We start from the raw sequence: 19,526 nt of genomic DNA on the forward strand, positions 1-19,526 counted from the left end.
TGGGCCGGTACAACGCCTTCGCCGGGGGTTACGGCGGTGGCTCGATCCACTGGTCGCCGAGCACCGGTGCGCACGAGACGTACGGGGAGATCCGGGACCGCTGGGAGGAGCTGGGCTGGGAGCAGGGCGTGCTGGGCTACCCGATCACCGGGGAGCTCGGGACCGCGGACGGTGAGGGCCGGTACAACCACTTCGCCGGGGGCTACGGCGGCGGCTCGATCTACTGGTCGCCGAGCACGGGGGCGCATGAGGTGTACGGGGAGATCCGGGACCGCTGGGAGCGCTCGGGCTGGGAGATGGGGCCGCTGGGCTACCCGGTCAGCGGGGAGTACGACGTGCCCGGCGGTCGGCGCAGCGACTTCCAGAACGGCTACATCACCTGGGACCGCGCCACCAACACGACGGAGCTGGTGGTCACGGACTGACGGCGCGCCACCCGCGCCCTGGGCCCGCGGCTGCGGCGTCCCTGTTCCCGCAGTCCGCGGGATCCGGGACTCCCGCAGTCCGCGGGATCCGGGACGGCCGGCGGCACGATGGCACCGCGCCGCGACGGGCGACCACCGCATCGGTCGGCTCTGCACGGGACCGGGGGCGCAGCCGCTCGGTGGCGTCTGCCGGCCCAGGCCCGTGCCGGCAGACGGTGTGGTGCTCAAGCAGTGCGTTCACCCGGTCGATGGAGGTCACGTCAGGTCGTCACCGAACGTGAGCGGAGCAACCAGCGTGTCCATCCCCAGTGCCGGCGTCACCCGGGTTCTCGTCCTCGCCGACGCACCCGTCCTGCGCCGAGGTCTCGTCGGCATGATCGACGAGACCGCCGGCATGCAGGTCGTCGGTGCGCCGGGGGAGCCCCGCCGCGCCCTGGTGCTGGCCGAGTCCGCCCGCCCGGACGCGGTGGTCGTGGAGCTCGGTTCCGGGCGCAGCGCCACGCTGACCGCCTGCCGCGACCTGCGCCGCCGCTTCCCGCGGACGGCGATCGTCGCCGTGGCGACGTCCGAGGACCCGGCCGTGGTCAACGAGGCACTGGCCGCCGGCATCCGCGGCTACCTGCTGATGAACACCTCCGCCACGCTGCTCGGCTGGGCCGTGCTGGCCGCCCGCGCCGGTCGCACCGTCGTCGACCCGCAGATCCGTCGGGTGGAGCCGGGCGCGGCCGCGCCGGTCGCCCGCGAGCTCACCCCCGCGGTGCCGCTGACCCGCCGGGAGTCCGACGTCCTCGACGAGCTCGTCCTGGGCCAGTCCAACCGCACGATCGGCGAGAACCTGTTCATCTCCGAGGACACGGTGAAGTCGCACGTGAAGGCGATCCTGCGCAAGCTCGGCGCCCGCGACCGGGCGCACGCCGTCTCGCTGGTGCTCTCCGCCCGCAACGGCTGCACCTGCGGGGCGCACGACCTGACCGCCGCTCCCGTCGAGATCTGACCCGGTGGGCCCCGAGGCCGGGGCGGCGAGCGGCCGGAGTCGGCGTTGGGTCCCCCGGTGCGATCTCCGGCGACCGAGGAACGGTCCGCGGCCGTGGCGCTGCCGCAGGCCGTCGCCGGCTGAGCCGGAGCGGCTCAGCGGAACCGGCCGGGCGGCCGCTCGCGGGGTTACCGTGCTGGGCATGGTCGGCGTCCTGGCGGCTGCACTGCTGCTTCTGCTGCTGGCCGGGATCGTCGTCTGGATCGTCTCGACGCCTCAGCCGTGGCCGGCCGCCGGCCGGCTGCTGCCCGGGCGCGAACGGGAGTGGCGGGCGCGGGCGGTCGCCGCAGCGCACTGGCACGCCGCCCACGACGAGGTGGACGGGATGACGCGGGTGCTGCTGCGCCGCAGCTGTCCGGGTCCCGACGGACACCCGGAGGTGCTCGAGGAGCGGGTGTTCGACAGCTTCCCGGCGGACGACCCGATGTGGGAGGCACGCTTCACCGAGGCGATGGCCGGCGCCCGCTTCCGCTGCTCCTACCTCAACACCGAGGAGGGGCAGGCGTAGCCGGTCGGCCGGCGGGCAGGATGGGTGCATGGGTCAGGTCGTCGCCACCACCGAACGTGTCCTGCGCGCACCGGCGGACGTCGTCCGCGCCGCGCTCGCCGACTACGCCGTCACCCGTCCCGCGGTGCTCCCCGAGCAGTACAGCGAGTACCGCGTGGACGCCGGCGGCCAGGGCGCCGGCACGAAGGTCCACTGGCGCCTGCAGGCCACCTCCAAGCGGGTGCGCGAGCAGGACGTCGTCGTCACCGAGACCTCCGACGGGGCGCTCGTGGAGACCGACACCAACTCCAGCATGGTGACCACCTGGACCGTCTCCGCCGCCGACGCGGGGGTCAGCACGGTCCGGGCCCGCACCACGTGGACCGGTGCCACCGGCATCGGCGGGTTCTTCGAGCGCACCTTCGCCCCCAAGGGCCTGGCCCGCATCCAGGACGCGATGCTGGCCCGGCTCGAGGAAGCGGTCGCCGCCGGCTGAGCCCCGAACCGCCGTCCGTCAGGACGACGCGTGGTCACCGCCGGGCCATCGGTAACCGGCCGCCCCGATCCGGCGGGCCAGCTGGTCCCGCAGCTGGGCGTGCTCCGCGGTCAGCGAGGCGAGCTGGGCCGGGTCGACCCCCAGCCCGGCCCGGCCGATCCCCGCGGCGTCCAGCGGCGGCGCCGTCCGGGTGCGCTCGCTCCCGGTCGCGGGGGCGTGGTCGACGTACTGCTGCACGGAGGAGACGACCGACCGGCGCAGCCCGGCGGGGAGCCGGCCGGCCGGGTCGGCCGCCGACGACAGCACCAGGGTCGCGTCCAGGAGCACCGCGACGGCGGGGGCGGTGCCGAGCTCGGGCGTCCGCGGCCGGTAGGCGTGCAGCAGCGGGTACGCCCGGTGCTGCTGCCCCAGCGTCGCCAAGGTCGCGGACAGCGACGACAAGGGCACCACCGCCGGGAGCGCCGTCCCCGCCGCGACCAGGCCCGTGGCCATCTCCGTGCCGGTGTTCCCGAACCCGGTGATCTGCGAGGCGAAGCTCCGCTTGCCGACCACGGCGGAGATCACCGAGGTCAGGTAGGAGACGCCCAGCGTGATGAGCAGCATCCCGCTGAGCGCGGCGGCCATGGTGGCCAGCTGGAAGCCGGCCCCGGCGGGCTGGTAGCCGCCGTTGCCCAGGGTGGCGACGTTGTAGCCGGCGAAGTAGAACCGTTCCCAGACCGACGCCGGCGCCCCGCTCGACGCGCCGACGACCGCGTCCTCGTCACCGAGGAAGACCAGCGACCAGCCGAGCCAGAGCAGGCTGAACCAGGCGCCGAGGGTCGCTGCGACGAGGACGACGCCGGGGCCGCCCACGAAGCGCACCGGAGCCGCCTCCGCCACCGCCGGTCGCCGGGCCAGCCGCCACACCGCGTCGGTGATCAGCCGGGTGAGCGGGCCCGGGCCACTGGCCACCGCCAGCGTCGTCCGCGCCTCGTCGACGACCGCGAACGCGACGATCGCCAGGCCGATGACGTCCCACCACCAGCCGGTCACGCGGTGCTCCGGCGACGTGCGGGCTCGCGGCGGTCGGTGGTCCGGGGGGTCGGCGTGGGGACGACGGTCGGCCTCCTCGATCGGGCCGGCGGCGCATCCGCCGCGCGGCAGGGACGATGGCGGGGTGACCGTAGCGACCTCCACCGTCGAGGGCCTCCCCGAGCTCGCCGGCCTGCTCGGCGGCGGCGGGACCGTCGTCCTCTCCGGCGCCGGGTTGTCCACCGACTCCGGCATCCCCGACTACCGGGGTGCCACCGGGTCGCTGCGCCGGCACACCCCGATGACGTACCAGACGTTCACCCGCGACCCCCGCGGACGGCACCGCTACTGGGCGCGCAGCTTCGTCGGCTGGCGGCAGATCGCCGGGGCGCAGCCCAATGCCGGGCACCGGGCCGTCGCCGCGCTGCAGCGGGCCGGTGCGGTGGCCGAGGTGATCACCCAGAACGTCGACGGGCTGCACCAGGCCGGCGGGGCACGCGACGTCCTGGAGCTGCACGGCGGGCTGGACCGCACCGTCTGCCTGGCCTGCGGGGACGTCGCCTCCCGCGCCGACCTCGACGTGCGGCTGCGGGCGGCCAATCCCGGGTTCCGCCCCGAGCCGGTCGACGAGGTCAACCCCGACGGCGACGCGGAGCTGCCCGACGAGGCGCTCGACGGGTTCGTGATGGTCGGCTGCCTGGCGTGCGGGGGCGGCCCGCTCAAGCCCGACGTCGTGTTCTTCGGCGAGACCGTGCCGCGGGACCGGGTCGATGCCTGCTTCGCGCTGGTCGACGACGCGCGGGCGCTGCTGGTGCTCGGCTCGTCGTTGACCGTGATGAGCGGCTACCGGTTCGTCATCCACGCCGCCAAGCGGGGGATCCCCGTCGCCATCGTGAACTCCGGGCCCACCCGGGGCGATGCGAAGGCGACGCTCAAGGTCGACGCTCCGCTGGGCGTGGTCCTGCCCGAGCTGGCCGGCCGGCTGGGATGAGCCGGTCGGCGGCGCTGCGGCCGCTCGGCGGTTGAGGAAGGACCTCCCTGCCCCCACTGCTCGCAGGCTCGCAGCGGGTCCCTGCAGGAGGCCGACCAGGATCGAAGATTCACCACCTGCTCGGAGGGGCAGGAACCGCCGCGATGCAGACCTTCGTGCCGGTGGCCGACTTCGAGGAGAGCGCGCGGCTGCTCGACTCGCCGCGGCTGGGCAAGCAGCGGGTGGAGACGCTGCAGATCCTGCGCGCGCTCGAGCTGCCCGACTACGGCTGGGCCAGCCACCCCGTCGTCGCGATGTGGCGCGGCCGGACACCGGCGCTGGTCGCCTACGGCCTGGCCATGGTCCGGGTCTGGCGCGAGCGCGGCTTCGCCGACACCACCGAGACGCTGATCGGTGAGTTCGCGCCCGACGTCGTCGGCGTGCCGCAGGCGGAGCTGGCGGCGGCCGGCCTCCTGCCCTCCTGGGTGGGGGACGAGGAGCTGCACCGCTCGCACCGGTCGAACCTGATCGCCAAGGACCCGGAGTTCTACCGGGCCCGCTTCACCGAGCTCTTCGGCCCCGAGCCCGACGACCTGCCCTACGTATGGCCGGGGCCGGACGACGTGCCCCCGACGCCGGAGCCCGACGGGGTGCGGGTGTGGGTGGTCCGGCCGCGCGCGCACAACGAGCTGGGCGCCTGCCTGGCGGCGGGCGTCGTCGGGCTCGGCGTCCAGTCGGGCATCGACGTCGACGCCACCGGGCTGGATCCCACCGAGCTGCGGGCGCTGTCCAAGGAGATCTCGGGTCGCCGCCCGGCCAAGGACCTGCGCCAGTTGTCGGCCTTCCTCGACGAGATGAGGCCCGGTGATCCGGTCGCGCTGCCGATCGAGCACGGCGCCGGGCTGCTCCTCGGCGAGGTGGTGGGGGAGTACCTGTTCCAGGGCCGGGAGCTGCTGCCGCACCGCCGCCCGGCCCGCTTCGACCGGGTGGTGCCGCGGGCGGCGGCCCGGCCGCCCGCGACCCTCCAGGACCCGCGTGCGCTCTTCCAGGTCGTGCTCGACCCGGCGGTGCTGGCCTAGGCGGGCAGTGGCACGTTCTGCAGCCGCACCTGCCCGCGGGCGACCAGCGCGCCGTCCTCCCGGGTGAGGGCGACCTGCCACAGCTGCTGGGTGCGCCCCTGCTGCACCGGCTCCGCGACGACGTCGACCCGGCCGCCGGTCATCGAGCGGAGGAAGTCGGTGTTGTTGTTGACGCCGACGGCGAACTGCCCGCGGTCCCGCACCGCGAGGCTGGCCCCGATGCTGGCCGCCGACTCGACGACCGAGCAGTACAGCCCGCCGTGCACGACGCCCCACGGCGTGTGCTGGTCGGGCCCGAGATCGACGTGCCCGGTCACCCGCGTGCCGGTGGCCTCGGCGACGTCGAACCTCATCGCCGAGACGAATGCGCCGGCTGCCGCCGTCGGGTCCACCGGGGGACCGCTCACGCGTCCCACACCAGGCAGAAGGGGTGGCCGACCGGGTCGGCGTAGACCCGGAAGTCGCCCCCGCCGCCGGGCAGCTTCCGGGCGCCCAGGGCCAGCACCTTCGGCTCGGCCTCCTCGATGTCGGCGACCCGCACGTCGAGGTGGAACTGCTGCGGGCGCTCGGGGTCCGGCCAGTCCGGCGGCCGCAGGTCCGGCGCCTGCTGGAAGGCCAGCCGGTACCCCGCGCCGGTGACGACGACCCAGTCGTCCCCGGGCCCGCCCCGGCTGATCTGCATGCCGAGGAGGTCGGCGTAGAAGCCGGCCAGGGCGTGTGCGTCGGGCGCGTCGATCACGACGGAGTGCAGTTGACCGATCATGGCGCCATCCTGGCGCGCGCCCGCGCGGGCCGACAGCCGGGAACCGGCCACGCGTCGCCGGGATCCCGCCACGGGACCCGGCTGCAGCGCGCCGACGCCGTGCCGCAGGATCGGGGGCATGCCCGACCCCGCTGCCCCTGTCCTCGGCTCGCTGCGCTGGCTGCCGGCCGCCGGGCGCCCCGACCTCCTGGCCCCGCCGGTCGCCGCCGCGCTGCCCGCGCTGGCCGGGCCGGCCTGGGTCGCGGAGATCGCCGAGGACCTCGCCGACACCGCCGCCTTCACCGACGCCTACGGGGTGCCGCTCGCCGCGTCGGCCAACTGCGTCGTCGTCGCCGCCCGCCGCGCCGGGGAGACGACGCTGGCCGCCTGCCTGGTCCTCGCCACCACCCGCGCCGACGTCAACGGGCTGGTGCGCCGGCACCTGGGCGCCCGCAAGGCGTCGTTCGCGCCGCAGGACGTCGCGGTGGCCGAGAGCGGCATGGCCTACGGGGGCATCACCCCGGTCGGGCTGCCCGCCACCTGGCCGGTCCTCGTCGACGCGGCGGTGGCGGCGGCCGAGCTCGTGGTCGTCGGCTCGGGCACCCGCGGCGCCAAGCTCGCGGTGCCGGGTGCGGTGCTCGCCGCGCTCCCCGCAGCCGAGGTGCTCGAGGGGCTCGGCCAGCCGCTCCCCGCCGAGGCACCGGCCCGGCCGCCCGCGCGACCGCTGCGGCTGGACCGGGCGACGGACGACAGCGACGTGGGCTGGGGGGAGCGCCCGGCCGACGGCGCCGAGGCCGATCGGCGCTACCTCGAGGACCGGCCGCCGCACTGGGGCAGCGACTGATCAAGGGCCCTCCTGCTCCCCGCCACTCGCTGGCTCGCGGCGGGACCTTGCAGAAGGGCCGTTCCAGCCGGTCCCCACCTGCTGCGCGCGGAGCAGGTCCCGGATCTCGACCAGCAGTTCCAGCTCCGTCGGTCCGACGGGGCCGGGCTCCTCGCCGCGCGCCCGGCGGGCGAACAGCCGGTGCACCGGCAGGATGACCAGGAAGTAGACGATCGCGGCCGTCAGCACGAACGTGATCACCGTGCTGAGGAAGGCGCCCCAGGTGAACCGCTGACCGTCGACCACCAGCACGCCCCCGAACTCGCCCCCGCCGCCCAGCAGCTCGATGAGCGGCCGGAGGAACGAGTCGGCGAACGAGGTCACCACCGCGGTGAACGCCGAGCCGATGACCACGGCCACGGCCAGGTCGACGACGTTGCCGCGGAACAGGAAGTCCTTGAAACCGTTGAGCACCCGATCATCCAGCCACACCCGGCCGGCGTCCTCAGGTCGGGGGCGGCAGGCTGACGGTGAGCGTTGCGGTGGCCGCGGCGGCCGCGATCCGGGCCGCGGTGGCCTCGTCGACGGCGAGGACGAGCAACCCGGCGCCCGGCTCACCGGCGTCCCCGGTCGGGGCGGCGAGGACCAGCGCCCCAGCCGCCACCCGCTCGGCCGGCCCCGGGCCCGCTCCGGTGGCCAGCACGTCCACCCGGTCGCCGGCCCGCAGCAGCGCCGCGACCGCCAGGTCGGCCAGGCGCACCGGAGCCGCCACCTGGCCGGGGGGCAGCAGGGCCGTCAGCCCGGCGCCGACCAGCCGGGCGTCGGTGAGCGGCTCCCCCCGGCGGACGTGCCCGGCGAGCACGCGCCGCACCAGGGGATCCGCGACGCCCACCGCGCCGTCGGGCACCGCACCGCGCGGCAGCCGGACGAGGGCCAGGTGTTCGTGGGTCAGGCTGGTGCCGGCCGGCAGGTCGGTGGCCGCCACCACGACGGGGGCCGTGCGCGGCTGCTCCCCGTCGGCCGGGGTGGGCGCCGGGCGCAGCGCGAGGGCGAGCGCGAGCGCGGCGAGCAGCGCGGCGGCCAGCCGGCGGGCCGTCAGCAGCGGGAACCGGGGTCGGCGCAGGCGCAGCATGCGCCGACCCTGCCCGAGCCGGCGGCGGCCCTGCAGCCGGCCGGCGGGAGCTGTGGACCGGGGGCGGTGCTGTGGAGGACCCCGGACCGCCGACCTCAGGTGGTGGCGGCCTTGGCCCCGCTGCCGGACGTCGACGGCGTCGTCGACGAGGTGGAGGCCGAGCTCGACGAGCTCTCCTTGGCCGGGGTCGACGACGAGGTGTCCGTCGAGGCCCCGTTGCTGCCCGTGCTCTCCGACGACTTGCCGTTCGACCGGCTGTCGGTGCGGTAGAAGCCCGAGCCCTTGAAGACGACGCCGACCGAGCCGTAGACCTTGCGCACCGCGGCGCCGCACTCGGGGCACTCGCTCACCGGGGCGTCGGTGAAGGACTGCACCACCTCGAACTCGTGCTTGCCCTCGGCGTTGGTGCAGGCGTACTGGTACGTGGGCACGTCGTGGCTCTCCCTGGTCGAGCGGAGGTAGGGGTCCGGGCTGGCACTCCCGCCCGGAGACTGCCAATGATGCGCCATGCGGGGACCCGCCGTCCACGTCCACGGGGGCGGGTGGGACGCGCGTCGCCCGGACGGGGGCGTCACCGCCTCGCGCGCGGAGGCGGTGACGCGCGGGCCGGCGCCCGCCAGGATCGCCGGGTGCACACTCCCGACCGGTCGCTCCCGACCCCCGCCGCGGTCCTGCTCGTGCTCGGCGCAGCGACGTGGGTGCCGTCCCGCTACGGCGTGATGACCACCTGGGACGGTGCATGGCTGGGTCTGCACTACGTCGGCTGGAACCGGGTGGCGCTGCTCCCGCTCGCGCTGCTCGCCGCGGGCGCGATCGCGGCTGCGCGAGCGGCCGCCGCACGTGCCGCCGAGGTCGGCTGGTCCGTCGTCGCCACCGGCTTCGTCCTCTCCTGGCTCGGCGTCGGCGTGGAGTTCGTGCTGGGCGGCGGTCTGCGCGGCGGGCCGCGGGAACTGGCCGTCGGCGGCTGGACCCTGTACCTGGCGGGGACGGCGGTCACCGCCGTCGGCGCGCTCGTGCTCGCCGCCGCACTCGCCAGGTGGCAGCCCAGCACTGCGGCGGCGGCCGCGGTCGCCGCCGTCGCGATCCTCGCCTGGCCGCCGCTGCTCGCCGCCGGCCTGGACGGCGTGGCCGTCGCCGACCAGCTGCTCGGCGGGCTCTCCTGGGCGGCGGTCGGCGTGCTGGGCCGGTCGCGGTCCAGGAGCGTGCCGCTGCCCGCGGCCGCGTGAACAGGCTGCCTACCGCGCGGCGAGCCGCAGCCGGACGGCGCGGTAGGCGATGCCGACGGCGAACACGAGGACGCCGCCGACCACCGCCTGCGCGGGCAGTGCGGCGACCAGCACCAGGCAGCCGACCGCACCGAGCACCTGCAGCGGCCGGGGGAACCGGCGGTGCGCGCGGTCCTGGGTGAAGGCCGCGGTGTTGGCCACGAAGTAGTAGAGCAGCACGCCGAAGGAGGAGAAGCCGATCGCGCCGCGCAGGTCGACGGTGAGCACGAGCAGGCAGACCAGCGCGGCGAGGGTGAGCTCGGCGTGGTGCGGCACGGAGAAGCGCGGGTGCACCGCGGCCAGGTACCGGGGCAGGTCGCCCTGGCGGGCCATCGCCAGGCCGGTGCGCCCGATGCCGGCGACCAGCGCCAGCAGCGCGCCCAGCGCGGCCGCTGCCGCGCCGACGCGGACCACCGGCTCCGCCCACGCCCACCCGCCGGCGTCCACCGCCGCGGCCAGCGGTGCCGAGGTGGCGGCGACGCCGCCCGGGCCCAGCGTGGCGAGCAGGGTCACGGCGACCACCGCGTAGACCGCGACGGCGATGCCCAGCGCCAGGGGGATCGCCCGGGGGATCGTCCGTCCGGGGTCGCGCACCTCCTCGCCCATGGTGGCGATCCGCGCGTAGCCGGCGAAGGCGAAGAACAGCAGGCCGGCCGACTGCAGGATCCCGTGCAGTCCGCCGTCGGTGAACGTCCACGCCACCGGCCCGTCGGCGGCCGTCGCACCGCCCAGCAGGCTCGCGGCGACCGCGACGGCCAGCGCGGTGAGCACGACGGCAACGATGATCCGGGTCAGCCCGGCGGTGCGGGTCACGCCCCGGTAGTTGACGGCGGTCAGGCCCAGCACCGCGGCCACGGCCACCGGCCGCTCCCAGCCCGCCGGTGCGGCGTACGCGGCGAACGTGAGCGCCATGGCCGCGCAGCTGGCGGTCTTGCCGACGACGAACCCCCACCCGGCCAGGAACCCCCACCACTCGCCGAGCCGCTCCCGGCCGTAGACGTAGGTGCCGCCGGAGGTGGGGTACTGGGCGGCCAGCTGCGCCGACGCCGTCGCGTTGCAGTAGGCCACCACCGCGGCGACGGCGAGCCCGATCAGCAGGCCGGCCCCCGCTGCCTGTGCGGCGGGGGAGAAGGCGGCGAACACCCCGGCGCCGATCATCGAGCCGAGCCCGATGACGACCGCATCGCCGGTGCCCAGCCGGCGGGTCAAGGCGGGACCAGTGCTCACGGCGCTCCTCGGTGGTCCGGCGTCGACCGACGATAGCGGGCGGGTCAGTGGTGGGCGGCCGGCTCGTGGTGGCCGTGCGCTGCGGTCTCGAGCTGGAAGGTGGAGTGCTCGACGGCGACCGGGAAGTGCTCGGCCAGGCAGGCCTGGAGCTGGTCGAGGACCTGCGGCGCGTGGCCGTCGTGGAAGCAGCCGTCCTCGACGACGACGTGCGCCGAGAGCACGGGCAGCCCGCTGGTGATCTGCGAGGCGTGCAGGTCGTGCACCCCGAGCACGTGCGGCAGCGCGAGCAGGTGCGTGCGGACGGCGTCGAGGTCCAGGCCGGGCGGGCTGCTCTCCAGCAGCACCGACACCGTCTCGCGCAGCAGCGCCAGGGTGCGCGGGACGATCAGCGCCACGATGACCAGCGAGGCGACCGCGTCGGCGCGCTGCCAGCCGGTCAGCGCGACGACGACCGCCGCCACCAGGACGGCGACCGAGCCCAGCGCGTCGTTGACGACCTCCAGCAGCGCCGCCCGCATGTTGACGTTGCCGCTGCGCCCGCCGCGGGCGAGCACCACGATCCCGGCCACGTTGGCGGCCAGCCCGATCCCGCCGAAGACCAGCACGGCGGTGGGGGTGATCTCCGGTGGGTCGGCCAGCCGACCGACCGCCTCGACCGCGATGTACCCGCCCACCGCCAGCAGCACGGCGGCCTGCAGGGTCGCGCCGAGCACCTCGGCCCGCCGGTAGCCCCAGGTGCGCTGGGACGTCGCCGGCCGGAGGGCCAGGGTGGCCGCGACCAGGGCGATCGCGAGGCCGGCGGCGTCGGTGGCGGCGTGCGCGGCGTCGGCGAGCAGGGCGAGCGAGCCCGAGACCAGTGCCCCGACCAGCTGGACGACGAGCACGCTCGCCGTCAGGGCCAGCACGACCACCAGGCGCCGGCGGTCGCCGGGGCCGCTGGCGTGGGCGTGGGCGTGGGCGTGCCCGCCGCTCACCGCGTGGTCCCCGGGCCCCCGCAGCAGCTGTCCACCTCGGCGTCCGGACCGGGGCGGGTGGGCGCGCAGCAGCCCTCGCCGCGCCACGCCTCGATGCCTTCGCGGAGGGCGACCGCCGCGATGACCAGGCCGGCGACCGGGTCGGCCCAGCGCCAGCCGAGCCAGGCGTTGAGCACCAGCCCCGCAAGGACGGCGGCGCTCAGGTAGGTGCACAGCAGCGTCTGCGTGGAGTCGGCGACGACGGCGCTGGACCCCAGGGCCCGGCCGGTGCGGCGCTGGGCCCAGGAGAGGAACGGCATGACGACCAGGGAGACGGCGGCCAGGCCGATGCCGACCGGCGAGGCGTCGGGGTCGCCGCCGACCAGCAGCGCGCGCACCGACTCGAACGTGACGTACGCGGCCAGGGCGAAGAACGAGCAGGCCATCAGCCGCAGCGCCAGCCGTTCCCGGGTCTCCGGGAGGTGGTGGCGGAACTGCCACAGGATGATCAGCCCGCTGGAGACCTCGACGACGGAGTCGAGCCCGAACCCGACGAGGGCGACCGAGCCGGCGACCAGCCCGGCGGTGATCGCGATGACGGCCTCGACGACGTTGTAGGTGACGGCGGCCCCCGCGAGCAGCTGGGCGCGACGGCCCAGCCGGGCGCGCTCGGCTGCGGTGGGGGCGGGGGCGGTGGTCACAGCGCTCACCGGGGTGCCACCTCGCCGTAGGTGGGGCAGAGGGTGACCGCGTCCCCCGTGGCGGCCAGCAGCCGCTCCGTGGCGGCGAGCAGCTCGAGGACCTCCGGCGTCGCCGCCAGCGACCACAGCGACGCCCGCCCCTGCGGGCGGGAGGTGACCAGGCCGCAGTCCCGGAGGCAGGCCAGGTGCGCCGAGACGGTGGACTGGGCCAGCCCCAGGTGGCGGGTGAGCTCGACGACCTTGTGCTCCCCGAGGGCGAGGTGGCGCACGATGGCGAGCCGGCTGGGGTCGCCGAGGCTGCGGAACAGGCAGGCCGCAGCGGTGAGGGCCGCCGCCTCGTCGACCGGGGCCTCGGCGCGGGTGTTCCGGCCGTCGCCGGCCACGATCATCGTCATGCGGCGATGATAGCGCCATCGACCAGGCGTTCCGCCTCAGCCGGCCACGTACTCCGCGAGGTGCTGCCCCGTGAGGGTGGAGCGAGCGGCGACGAGGTCGGCCGGGGTGCCCTCGAAGACGACCAGGCCACCCTCGGACCCCGCGCCGGGACCGAGGTCGATGATCCAGTCGGCGTGCGCCATGACCGCCTGGTGGTGCTCGATGACGATGACGGTCGTCCCGGCGTCGACCAGCCGGTCGAGCAGGCCGAGGAGGTTCTCGACGTCGGCCAGGTGCAGGCCGGTCGTCGGCTCGTCGAGGACGTAGATCCCGCCCTTCTCCGCCATGCGGGTGGCCAGCTTGAGCCGCTGCCGCTCGCCGCCGGAGAGGGTGGTGAGCGGCTGACCGAGGGTGAGGTATCCCAGCCCGACGTCGGCGAGCCGGTCGAGGATCGCGTGCGCCGCGGGCGTGCGCGCCTCCCCACCGCGGAAGAACTCCTCGGCCTCGGCCACGCTCATCGCGAGGACCTCGGCGATGTTCCTGCCGCCCAGCGAGTACTCCAGCACCGCGGCCTGGAATCGCTTGCCCTCACACTCCTCGCAGGTGGACTCGACCGTGGCCATGACGCCGAGGTCGGTGTAGATGACCCCGGCGCCGTTGCAGGTCGGGCAGGCGCCCTCGGAGTTGGCGCTGAACAGGGCCGGCTTCACGCCGTTGGCCTTGGCGAACGCCTTGCGGATCGGCTCCAGCAGTCCGGTGTAGGTCGCCGGGTTGGACCGGCGCGACCCCCGGATCGCCGACTGGTCGACGACCACCACGCCGTCCCGGCCGGCCAGGTTGCCGTGGATCAGCGAGCTCTTGCCGGAGCCGGCCACGCCGGTGACGACGGTGAGCACGCCGGTCGGGACGTCGACGTCGACACCGCGCAGGTTGTTCTGCCGGGCGCCGCGGATCTCCAGGGCGCCGGTCGACGTGCGCACCTCCGGCTTGAGGGACACCCGGTCGCCGAGGTGGCGGCCGGTGCGGGTGCCGCTGCGGCGCAGCTCCTCGACGGTGCCCTCGAAGACCACCTCGCCGCCCTCGGTGCCGGCGCCGGGGCCGAGGTCGACGACGTGGTCGGCGATCGCGATCGTCTCGGGCTTGTGCTCGACCACGAGCACGGTGTTGCCCTTGTCGCGCAGCCGCAGGAGCAGGTCGTTCATCCGCTGGATGTCGTGCGGGTGCAGCCCGATGGTCGGCTCGTCGAAGACGTAGGTGACGTCGGTCAGCGACGACCCGAGGTGGCGGATCATCTTGGTGCGCTGCGCCTCGCCGCCGGAGAGCGTGCCGGCCGGGCGGTCCAGGGACAGGTAGCCCAGCCCGATCTCGACGAAGGAGTCGAGGGTGTGCCGCAGCCCGGCCAGCAGGGGCCCGACGGTGGGCTCGTCGAGGTCGCGCAGCCAGCCGGCGAGGTCGCTGATCTGCATCCGGCAGAGGTCGGCGATGTTCTTGCCGCGGATCTTCGACGACAGGGCCTCGGCGCTCAGCCGCGTGCCGTCGCAGTCGGGGCAGGTCGTGAAGGTGACGGCCCGCTCGACGAAGCGCCGCACGTGCGGCTGCATGGCGTCGACGTCCTTGGCGAGCATCGACTTCTGGATCTTCGGGATGAGGCCCTCGTAGGTGAGGTTGACCCCGTCCACCTTGACCTTGGTGGGCTGCGCGTGGAGGAGGGTGTGCAGCTCCTTCTTCGAGAACTCGGCGATCGGCTTGTCCATGGGCAGGCCGGCGCCGCTGAAGACCCGGCCGTACCAGCCGTCCATGCTGTAGCCGGGAACGGTGAGCGCGCCGTCGGACAGCGACTTGCGGTCGTCGTAGAGCGCGGTCAGGTCGATGTCGGTGACCGAGCCCATGCCCTCGCAGCGCGGGCACATGCCGCCGAGCCGGGTGAAGGTGACCTTCTCGGCCTTCGTCCCGGCGCCGCGCTCGACGGTGATGGCCCCGCTGGCCGACACCGAGGGCATGTTGAACGAGTAGGCGTTCGGCGAGCCGAGGGAGGGCTCCCCGAGCCGGCTGAACAGGATGCGCAGCATCGCGTTGACGTCGGTGGCGGTGCCCACCGTCGAGCGCGGGTTGGCGCCCATCCGCTCCTGGTCGACGAGGATCGCCGTCGTCAGGCCCTCGAGGACGTCGACGTCGGGCCGCGCCAGCGACGGCATAAAGCCCTGCACGAATGCGCTGTAGGTCTCGTTGATCATCCGCTGCGACTCCGCGGCGATCGTCCCGAACACCAGCGAGCTCTTGCCCGACCCGGAGACGCCGGTGAACACGGTCAGCCGCCGCTTGGGGATCTCGACGGTGACGTCCCGGAGGTTGTTCTGCCGGGCCCCGACGACCCGGATCAGGTCGTGGCTGTCCGCGACGTGCGCGGTCGGCGACTCGGTCAGCGTGCTCATCGTGCCTCCATCCGTGCGGGCCCCCGCCGGCGTGGCGAGGGCCCGCTGTCTACCAGCGGCGTCCGACAGGGGTGACTGCCCGGGGCGGTGGTTCTCAGCGGAGCTCCTGGATGCGGACGGTGTTGCCGGCGGGGTCGCGGAAGGCGCAGTCGCGCACGCCGTAGGGCTGGTCGGTCGGCTCCTGCATCACCTCGGCGCCGGTGGCCTGGATCCGGTCGAAGGCGCCGTCGAGGTCCTTGGTGGCCAGGACGACCGACGCGTAGGTGCCCTTGGCCATCATCTCGGCGATGGCGCGCTTCTCGTCCTCGGTGATCCCGGGGTCGGCGGTCGGCGGGTGCAGGACGATCGACGTCGCCGATTCGTCGGCCGGGCCCACGGTGAGCCACCGCATGCCGTCGTAGCCGACGTCGTTGCGCAGCTCGAAGCCGAGGGCGTCACGGTAGAAGGCCAGCGAGGCCTCCGGGTCGTCGTGGGGGAGGAAGGTGTGGTGCACGGTGAGGTCCATGGCGGTCACGCTAGGGACGGCGCGGCTGCCTGCGCTTCTCGATTCCTGACCGGTCTGGTCACCTGCTTCGCGGTGCACGAGGGCATCCCCGCCGTCGCCGCTGCGGCCTCGCGCCGGTAGGTGCTCGGCGGCACCCCGACCAGCTCGGTGAAGCGGGTGCTGAAGGTGCCCAGCGACGAGCAGCCGACCGCGAAGCAGACCTCGGTGACGGTCAGGTCGCCGCGCCGGAGCAGCGCCATCGCCCGCTCGATGCGGCGCGTCATGAGGTAGGCGTAGGGGGACTCGCCGTAGGCGCGCTTGAACTCCCGGCTCAGGTGCCCGGCCGACATGTGCGCGCCGCGGGCGAGCGCCGCGACGTCCAGCGGCTGGGCGTACTCCCGGTCGATCCGGTCGCGCACGCGGCGCAGCCGCACGAGGTCGCGCAGGTGCGGGTCCGCGGCCGGTCCGCTGGTCACGCGCAGGATCGTGCCACGGAGCGCCGCCCGCGTCAGCGGTCCAGGCGCTCCCGGTACCGCGCGGCCCGCCGGGCCGCCGCCGCCCGCTTCCGCTCGCTCTCGGCCCGCTGGCTCGCGAGGCCGGCGCGGTCGCGGGCGGCGGTCGCGGTGCCGGCGGGGTAGCCGGCCTTCACCACCCGGTTCTCGGTGGTCTCGGGCATGTAGGCGAGCGAGAAGATCAGCCCCAGGAAGATCCCGCCGCCCGCGACCGCCAGTCGCAGCCCCAGCGGCGCGGGGAGGAAGGCCACGACGAGCGCGATGGGGACGGACAGCTGGACCAGGGTGCGGACCACGTGCCGCGCCCACCAGGTGCTCGTGGTGGTGTCGTGCAGAACCCAGCCCCGGTGCCGCTCGGGGAGCCCACCGCCGAGGGCGTACCAGAGCCACCGGTGCGGAGCCGGGCGGACCACGGGGTCCCTCCGCGCGGCGTCCGCCTCCCCGGGGACGTCGGTCCTGGCCTCGCCGTCGCTCACGGTGCCATCGTCCCAGCGCCGCCGACGGGGCGCTGGCCCCCGGCGCCGTCCTGGCTCACGTCCGCCCCGTCGGCCCCCTCCAGGGCACCGCCCCGAGCGTGCGAGGGGTGGGGAGGAGGGGTCCTCTTTCAGCGGCCGAGGTGGCGGTAGCGGTGCAGCCGCGTCCGGAAGCGCTCGGTGTCGTCGCGGCCGAGCAGCCCGGCCAGCTCCTCGCCCAGCACCCGGCCCAGCCGCAGGCAGAACTCGGTCGGCTCGTCCGCGGCGTCGGGTCGCTCGGGCACCACCCGGTCGACGATCCCCGCCCGCCACAGGTCCGTGGCGCGCACGCCCTGGGCCGCGGCCATCTCGTCGGCCCGGTCCACGGTGCGGTGCACGATCGCCGACGCGCCCTCGGGCGGCAGCGGGCCGAGCCAGCCGTTGGCCGCTGCCAGCACCCGGTCGGCAGGCACCAGCGCGAGCGCCCCACCGCCGGTGCCCTGGCCGAGGAGCACGGCCAGGGTGGGTGCCTTCAGGACGACGAGGTCGTGCAGGCAGCGGGCGATCTCCCCGGCGAGCCCGCCCTCCTCGGCGTCGCGGGAGAGCGCGGCGCCGGGGGTGTCGATCAGCGTGACCAGCGGCAGCCGGAGCTGCTCGGCCAGGTGCATGCCGCGGCGGGCCTCCCGCAGCGCCGCCGGGCCCAGCGGCGCCGACATCGACTGCCCGCGCCGGTCCTGCCCCAGCACCACGCACGGGGCCCCGCCGAAGCGGGCCAGCGCCAGCAGCAGGCCGGGGTCCTTCTCGCCGGCGCCCGTGCCGGAGAGCCCGACGACGTCGGTGGCCGCGGTGCGCAGCAGCCGGCGGACACCGGGGCGGTCCTCGCGCCGGGATGCCGTCACGACGTCCCAGGCGGTGCGGTGGTCCTCGGGGTCGTCGGCGTCCGTCCCGTCCGCCGGCGTCGGGCGTTCGGCGTCCCGGACGTCGACGTGCCAGGTCTGCCGGGCCGAGAGCACGCGCAGCGCGCGGTCGGCGACCTCGGCGATCTGCTCGGGCGGGACGACGGCGTCGATCAGGCCGTGCTCGGCCAGGTTCTCGGCGGTCTGGACGTCGGCCGGGAACGGCTCGCCGTACAGCGCCTCGAACACCCGGGGGCCGAGGAAGCCGATCGAGGCGCCGGGCTCGGCGATCGTCACGTGGCCGAGCGACCCCCACGAGGCCAGCACCCCGCCGAAGGTGGGGTGGCGCAGGTAGACCAGGTAGGGCAGCCCCGCCTCCTTGTGCCGGGCGATGGCGGCGGTGATGCCGATCATCTGCAGGAAGGCGACCGTGCCCTCCTGCATGCGGGTGCCCCCGGAGACCGGCGCCGCCAGCAGCGGCAGCCCCTCCTCGGTCGCCCGCTCCACCGCCGCGATCAGCCGCTCGGCGGCGGCGACCCCGATCGACCCGGCCAGGAACCCGAACTCCCCGGCGACGACGGCGACGCGGCGGCCGCGCAGCCGTCCCTCCCCGGTGATGACCGACTCGTCCTGCCGGCTCTTCTCGGCGGCCCGGGCGAGCTCCGCGGCGTAGCCCTCGGCGACGTCGCGGGGCGGGATGGGGGAGTCCCACGACTGCCACGACCCGGGGTCGAGCACCAGATCGCGCAGGGTCCGGGCGTCCGGGCGGGCCGCCCCGCCGGTCACGCCACCGGACCGTTCAGCCAGGCGCGGATCGCGTCGCCGTCGGCGCCCAGCACCGGGGGAGCGGTGTGGTCGCGCCGCGTGGTCTCGGTCTCGCCGTCCGGTCCGGCCGAGAAGAAGCGCAGCGGCGGCCCGGGCAGCCGGAGGTCGCCCAGCGTGGCGTGCTCGACGTCGACCACCAGACCCTGCGAGAGGGTCTGGTCCCAGCCGTAGACCTCGTCGATCGTGCGCACCTTGCCGGCGGGGATCCCGGCCGCGGCCAGCCGGGCGAGCAGGTCCTCGGGGGAGATGGCGGCGAAGGCCTCCTCCAGCAGCGCGATCACCTGGTCGCGGCGCTGCACCCGCTCGCCGTTGGTGGCCAGGCCCGGGGCCTCGGCGTCCAGGCCGAACTCGGTGCACAGCTTGCGCCACAGCGACTCGCTGCCGCAGGAGAGCTGCACGCTGCCCCCGGCGCAGCGGAACAGGCCGTAGGGCGCGATGGAGGGGTGGTGGTTGCCCTGCGCGCGCCCGACCTGCCCGGCCACCGTCCACGCCGTCCCCTGGAAGGCGTGCACGCCGACGATCGCGGCCAGCAGCGACGTGCGCACCACCTGACCGCGCCCCGTCCGCCCCCGCTCGATCAGCGCGGCGAGGACGCCGTAGGCGCCGTACATGCCGGCCAGCAGGTCGCCGATCGGGACGCCGACCCGCTGCGGCTCGTCGGGCCCGGGGCCGGTGAGCGACATCAGCCCGGCCTCGCCCTGGGCGATCTGGTCGTAGCCCGCCCGGCCGCCCTCCGGGCCGTCGTGGCCGAACCCGCTGATCGCCAGCGTCACCAGCCTCGGGTTGAGCTCGGCCAGCACGTCGGTACCGAAGCCCAGCCGCGCCAGCGTGCCCGGGCGGAAGTTCTCCAGCAGCACGTCGGCGCGCTGGAGCAGCCCGGTCAGCACCGTCTTGTCCGCCTCGTCCTTGAGGTCGAGGGTGATCGACTCCTTGTTGCGGTTGGCCGCCAGGAAGTAGGTCGACTCGCGCTCGCCGGAGTCGGGCTCCACGAACGGCGGCCCCCAGCCACGGGTGTCGTCCCCCGTGCCCGGGGTCTCCACCTTGATGACGCGGGCACCGAGGTCGCCCAGCATCATCGCGGCGTGCGGCCCGGCGAGGGCTCGGGTCAGGTCGACGACGAGGACGCCGTCCAGCGGTCCGGGCATGGTGTGCTCCCTCGCTCGGGGGCGCGGCCGCGGCGGCCGCGTCCCAGAAGTGTCTCAGCGC

The 19,526-nt window shown here is 75.4% G+C and carries 24 protein-coding genes; 8 read left to right on the top strand and 16 right to left on the bottom strand.

The window, feature by feature from the left end; translation table 11 throughout:
• The 4 genes from ACI799_RS08835 to ACI799_RS08850 form a co-directional block, all read left to right on the top strand.
• Positions 1-425, top strand: a 425-nt coding sequence (locus ACI799_RS08835; protein WP_456590900.1) for an LGFP repeat-containing protein, incomplete at its 5' end; no start/stop codon positions are given.
• Positions 426-720: 295 nt separating this feature from the next.
• Positions 721-1,419: a LuxR C-terminal-related transcriptional regulator gene (locus tag ACI799_RS08840; protein ID WP_456590899.1), complete on the top strand. Its 699-nt coding sequence runs from the start codon at positions 721-723 to the stop codon at positions 1,417-1,419.
• A gap of 181 nt (positions 1,420-1,600) precedes the next feature.
• On the top strand, positions 1,601-1,966 hold the full coding sequence (locus tag ACI799_RS08845; RefSeq protein ID WP_456590898.1) for a hypothetical protein: 366 nt from the start codon (positions 1,601-1,603) through the stop codon (positions 1,964-1,966).
• A 28-nt stretch (positions 1,967-1,994) separates the two neighbouring features.
• Positions 1,995-2,441: an SRPBCC family protein gene (locus ACI799_RS08850; protein WP_456590897.1), complete on the top strand. Its 447-nt coding sequence runs from the start codon at positions 1,995-1,997 to the stop codon at positions 2,439-2,441.
• A gap of 18 nt (positions 2,442-2,459) precedes the next feature.
• On the opposite strand, the gene ACI799_RS08855 is transcribed toward ACI799_RS08850, so the two are convergent.
• Complete coding sequence (locus ACI799_RS08855) at positions 2,460-3,473, bottom strand: ion channel (RefSeq protein ID WP_456612903.1); 1,014 nt, start codon at positions 3,471-3,473, stop codon at positions 2,460-2,462.
• 124 nt (positions 3,474-3,597) lie between these two features.
• Here ACI799_RS08855 and ACI799_RS08860 point away from each other — a divergent pair, with 124 nt between their 5' ends.
• A complete protein-coding gene (locus ACI799_RS08860; protein ID WP_456612904.1) occupies positions 3,598-4,443 on the top strand; it encodes an NAD-dependent protein deacetylase in 846 nt (281 codons plus the stop codon).
• A 143-nt stretch (positions 4,444-4,586) separates the two neighbouring features.
• Entirely contained in the window at positions 4,587-5,501 is a 915-nt protein-coding gene (locus ACI799_RS08865) for an MSMEG_6728 family protein (protein WP_456590894.1), read from the top strand.
• Here ACI799_RS08865 and ACI799_RS08870 read toward each other — a convergent pair.
• Together ACI799_RS08870 and ACI799_RS08875 are read right to left on the bottom strand one after the other, a co-directional pair.
• The gene (locus ACI799_RS08870) at positions 5,498-5,908 is read right to left on the bottom strand and encodes a PaaI family thioesterase (RefSeq protein ID WP_456600627.1); all 411 of its coding nucleotides are present in this window, start codon (positions 5,906-5,908) and stop codon (positions 5,498-5,500) included. The two genes, ACI799_RS08865 and ACI799_RS08870, sit on opposite strands and share 4 nt — an antisense overlap.
• Positions 5,905-6,264, bottom strand: coding sequence for a VOC family protein (locus ACI799_RS08875; protein WP_456600628.1), 360 nt, complete (start codon positions 6,262-6,264; stop codon positions 5,905-5,907). The genes ACI799_RS08870 and ACI799_RS08875 overlap by 4 nt, the downstream gene beginning before the upstream one ends.
• Positions 6,265-6,382: 118 nt before the next feature.
• Between ACI799_RS08875 and ACI799_RS08880 the strand changes: the two genes are divergently transcribed.
• Entirely contained in the window at positions 6,383-7,087 is a 705-nt protein-coding gene (locus ACI799_RS08880) for a YbaK/EbsC family protein (protein ID WP_456612905.1), read from the top strand.
• Here ACI799_RS08880 and mscL read toward each other — a convergent pair whose 3' ends face one another.
• The 3 genes from mscL to ACI799_RS08895 all read right to left on the bottom strand — a co-directional run bounded on the left by mscL (position 7,088) and on the right by ACI799_RS08895 (position 8,629).
• Entirely contained in the window at positions 7,088-7,558 is a 471-nt protein-coding gene (mscL, locus tag ACI799_RS08885; RefSeq protein ID WP_456612906.1) for a large conductance mechanosensitive channel protein MscL, read from the bottom strand. It lies immediately after the preceding gene.
• A gap of 13 nt (positions 7,559-7,571) precedes the next feature.
• Positions 7,572-8,198: a Flp pilus assembly protein CpaB gene (cpaB, locus tag ACI799_RS08890; protein ID WP_456590889.1), complete on the bottom strand. Its 627-nt coding sequence runs from the start codon at positions 8,196-8,198 to the stop codon at positions 7,572-7,574.
• 95 nt (positions 8,199-8,293) lie between these two features.
• Positions 8,294-8,629 (bottom strand): FmdB family zinc ribbon protein, encoded by a 336-nt coding sequence (locus tag ACI799_RS08895; RefSeq protein ID WP_456590888.1) that lies wholly within the window; start codon positions 8,627-8,629, stop codon positions 8,294-8,296.
• 198 nt (positions 8,630-8,827) lie between these two features.
• Here ACI799_RS08895 and ACI799_RS08900 point away from each other — a divergent pair, with 198 nt between their 5' ends.
• Positions 8,828-9,424 (top strand): hypothetical protein, encoded by a 597-nt coding sequence (locus ACI799_RS08900; RefSeq protein WP_456612907.1) that lies wholly within the window; start codon positions 8,828-8,830, stop codon positions 9,422-9,424.
• Between the two features lie 9 nt (positions 9,425-9,433).
• Here the strand turns inward: ACI799_RS08900 and ACI799_RS08905 are convergent, their stop codons facing one another.
• The 10 genes from ACI799_RS08905 to ACI799_RS08950 form a co-directional block, all read right to left on the bottom strand.
• A complete protein-coding gene (locus tag ACI799_RS08905; RefSeq protein WP_456612908.1) occupies positions 9,434-10,690 on the bottom strand; it encodes an APC family permease in 1,257 nt (418 codons plus the stop codon).
• A 44-nt stretch (positions 10,691-10,734) separates the two neighbouring features.
• Positions 10,735-11,664 carry a cation diffusion facilitator family transporter gene (locus ACI799_RS08910; protein ID WP_456612909.1) on the bottom strand — a complete coding sequence of 310 codons (930 nt, stop codon included), beginning with the start codon at positions 11,662-11,664 and terminating at the stop codon, positions 10,735-10,737.
• Complete coding sequence (locus ACI799_RS08915) at positions 11,661-12,353, bottom strand: cation diffusion facilitator family transporter (RefSeq protein ID WP_456612910.1); 693 nt, start codon at positions 12,351-12,353, stop codon at positions 11,661-11,663. Before ACI799_RS08915 ends, ACI799_RS08910 begins: the two co-directional genes overlap by 4 nt.
• The gene (locus ACI799_RS08920; RefSeq protein WP_456612911.1) at positions 12,350-12,739 is read right to left on the bottom strand and encodes an ArsR/SmtB family transcription factor; all 390 of its coding nucleotides are present in this window, start codon (positions 12,737-12,739) and stop codon (positions 12,350-12,352) included. The genes ACI799_RS08915 and ACI799_RS08920 overlap by 4 nt, the downstream gene beginning before the upstream one ends.
• A 36-nt stretch (positions 12,740-12,775) precedes the next feature.
• The gene (locus ACI799_RS08925) at positions 12,776-15,151 is read right to left on the bottom strand and encodes an ATP-binding cassette domain-containing protein (protein WP_456590883.1); all 2,376 of its coding nucleotides are present in this window, start codon (positions 15,149-15,151) and stop codon (positions 12,776-12,778) included.
• 94 nt (positions 15,152-15,245) lie between these two features.
• Complete coding sequence (locus ACI799_RS08930; protein WP_456590882.1) at positions 15,246-15,656, bottom strand: VOC family protein; 411 nt, start codon at positions 15,654-15,656, stop codon at positions 15,246-15,248.
• Between the two features lie 5 nt (positions 15,657-15,661).
• Complete coding sequence (locus ACI799_RS08935) at positions 15,662-16,111, bottom strand: helix-turn-helix transcriptional regulator (RefSeq protein ID WP_456590881.1); 450 nt, start codon at positions 16,109-16,111, stop codon at positions 15,662-15,664.
• 32 nt (positions 16,112-16,143) lie between these two features.
• A complete protein-coding gene (locus ACI799_RS08940; RefSeq protein WP_456590880.1) occupies positions 16,144-16,623 on the bottom strand; it encodes a DUF5313 family protein in 480 nt (159 codons plus the stop codon).
• A gap of 128 nt (positions 16,624-16,751) precedes the next feature.
• Positions 16,752-18,281, bottom strand: coding sequence for a carboxyl transferase domain-containing protein (locus ACI799_RS08945; RefSeq protein WP_456600634.1), 1,530 nt, complete (start codon positions 18,279-18,281; stop codon positions 16,752-16,754).
• Positions 18,278-19,465, bottom strand: coding sequence for a CaiB/BaiF CoA transferase family protein (locus ACI799_RS08950; protein WP_456595932.1), 1,188 nt, complete (start codon positions 19,463-19,465; stop codon positions 18,278-18,280). The genes ACI799_RS08945 and ACI799_RS08950 overlap by 4 nt, the downstream gene beginning before the upstream one ends.
• Positions 19,466-19,526 lie beyond the last annotated feature (61 nt).

It is taken from the genome of Blastococcus sp. SYSU DS0753 (assembly GCF_054051175.1).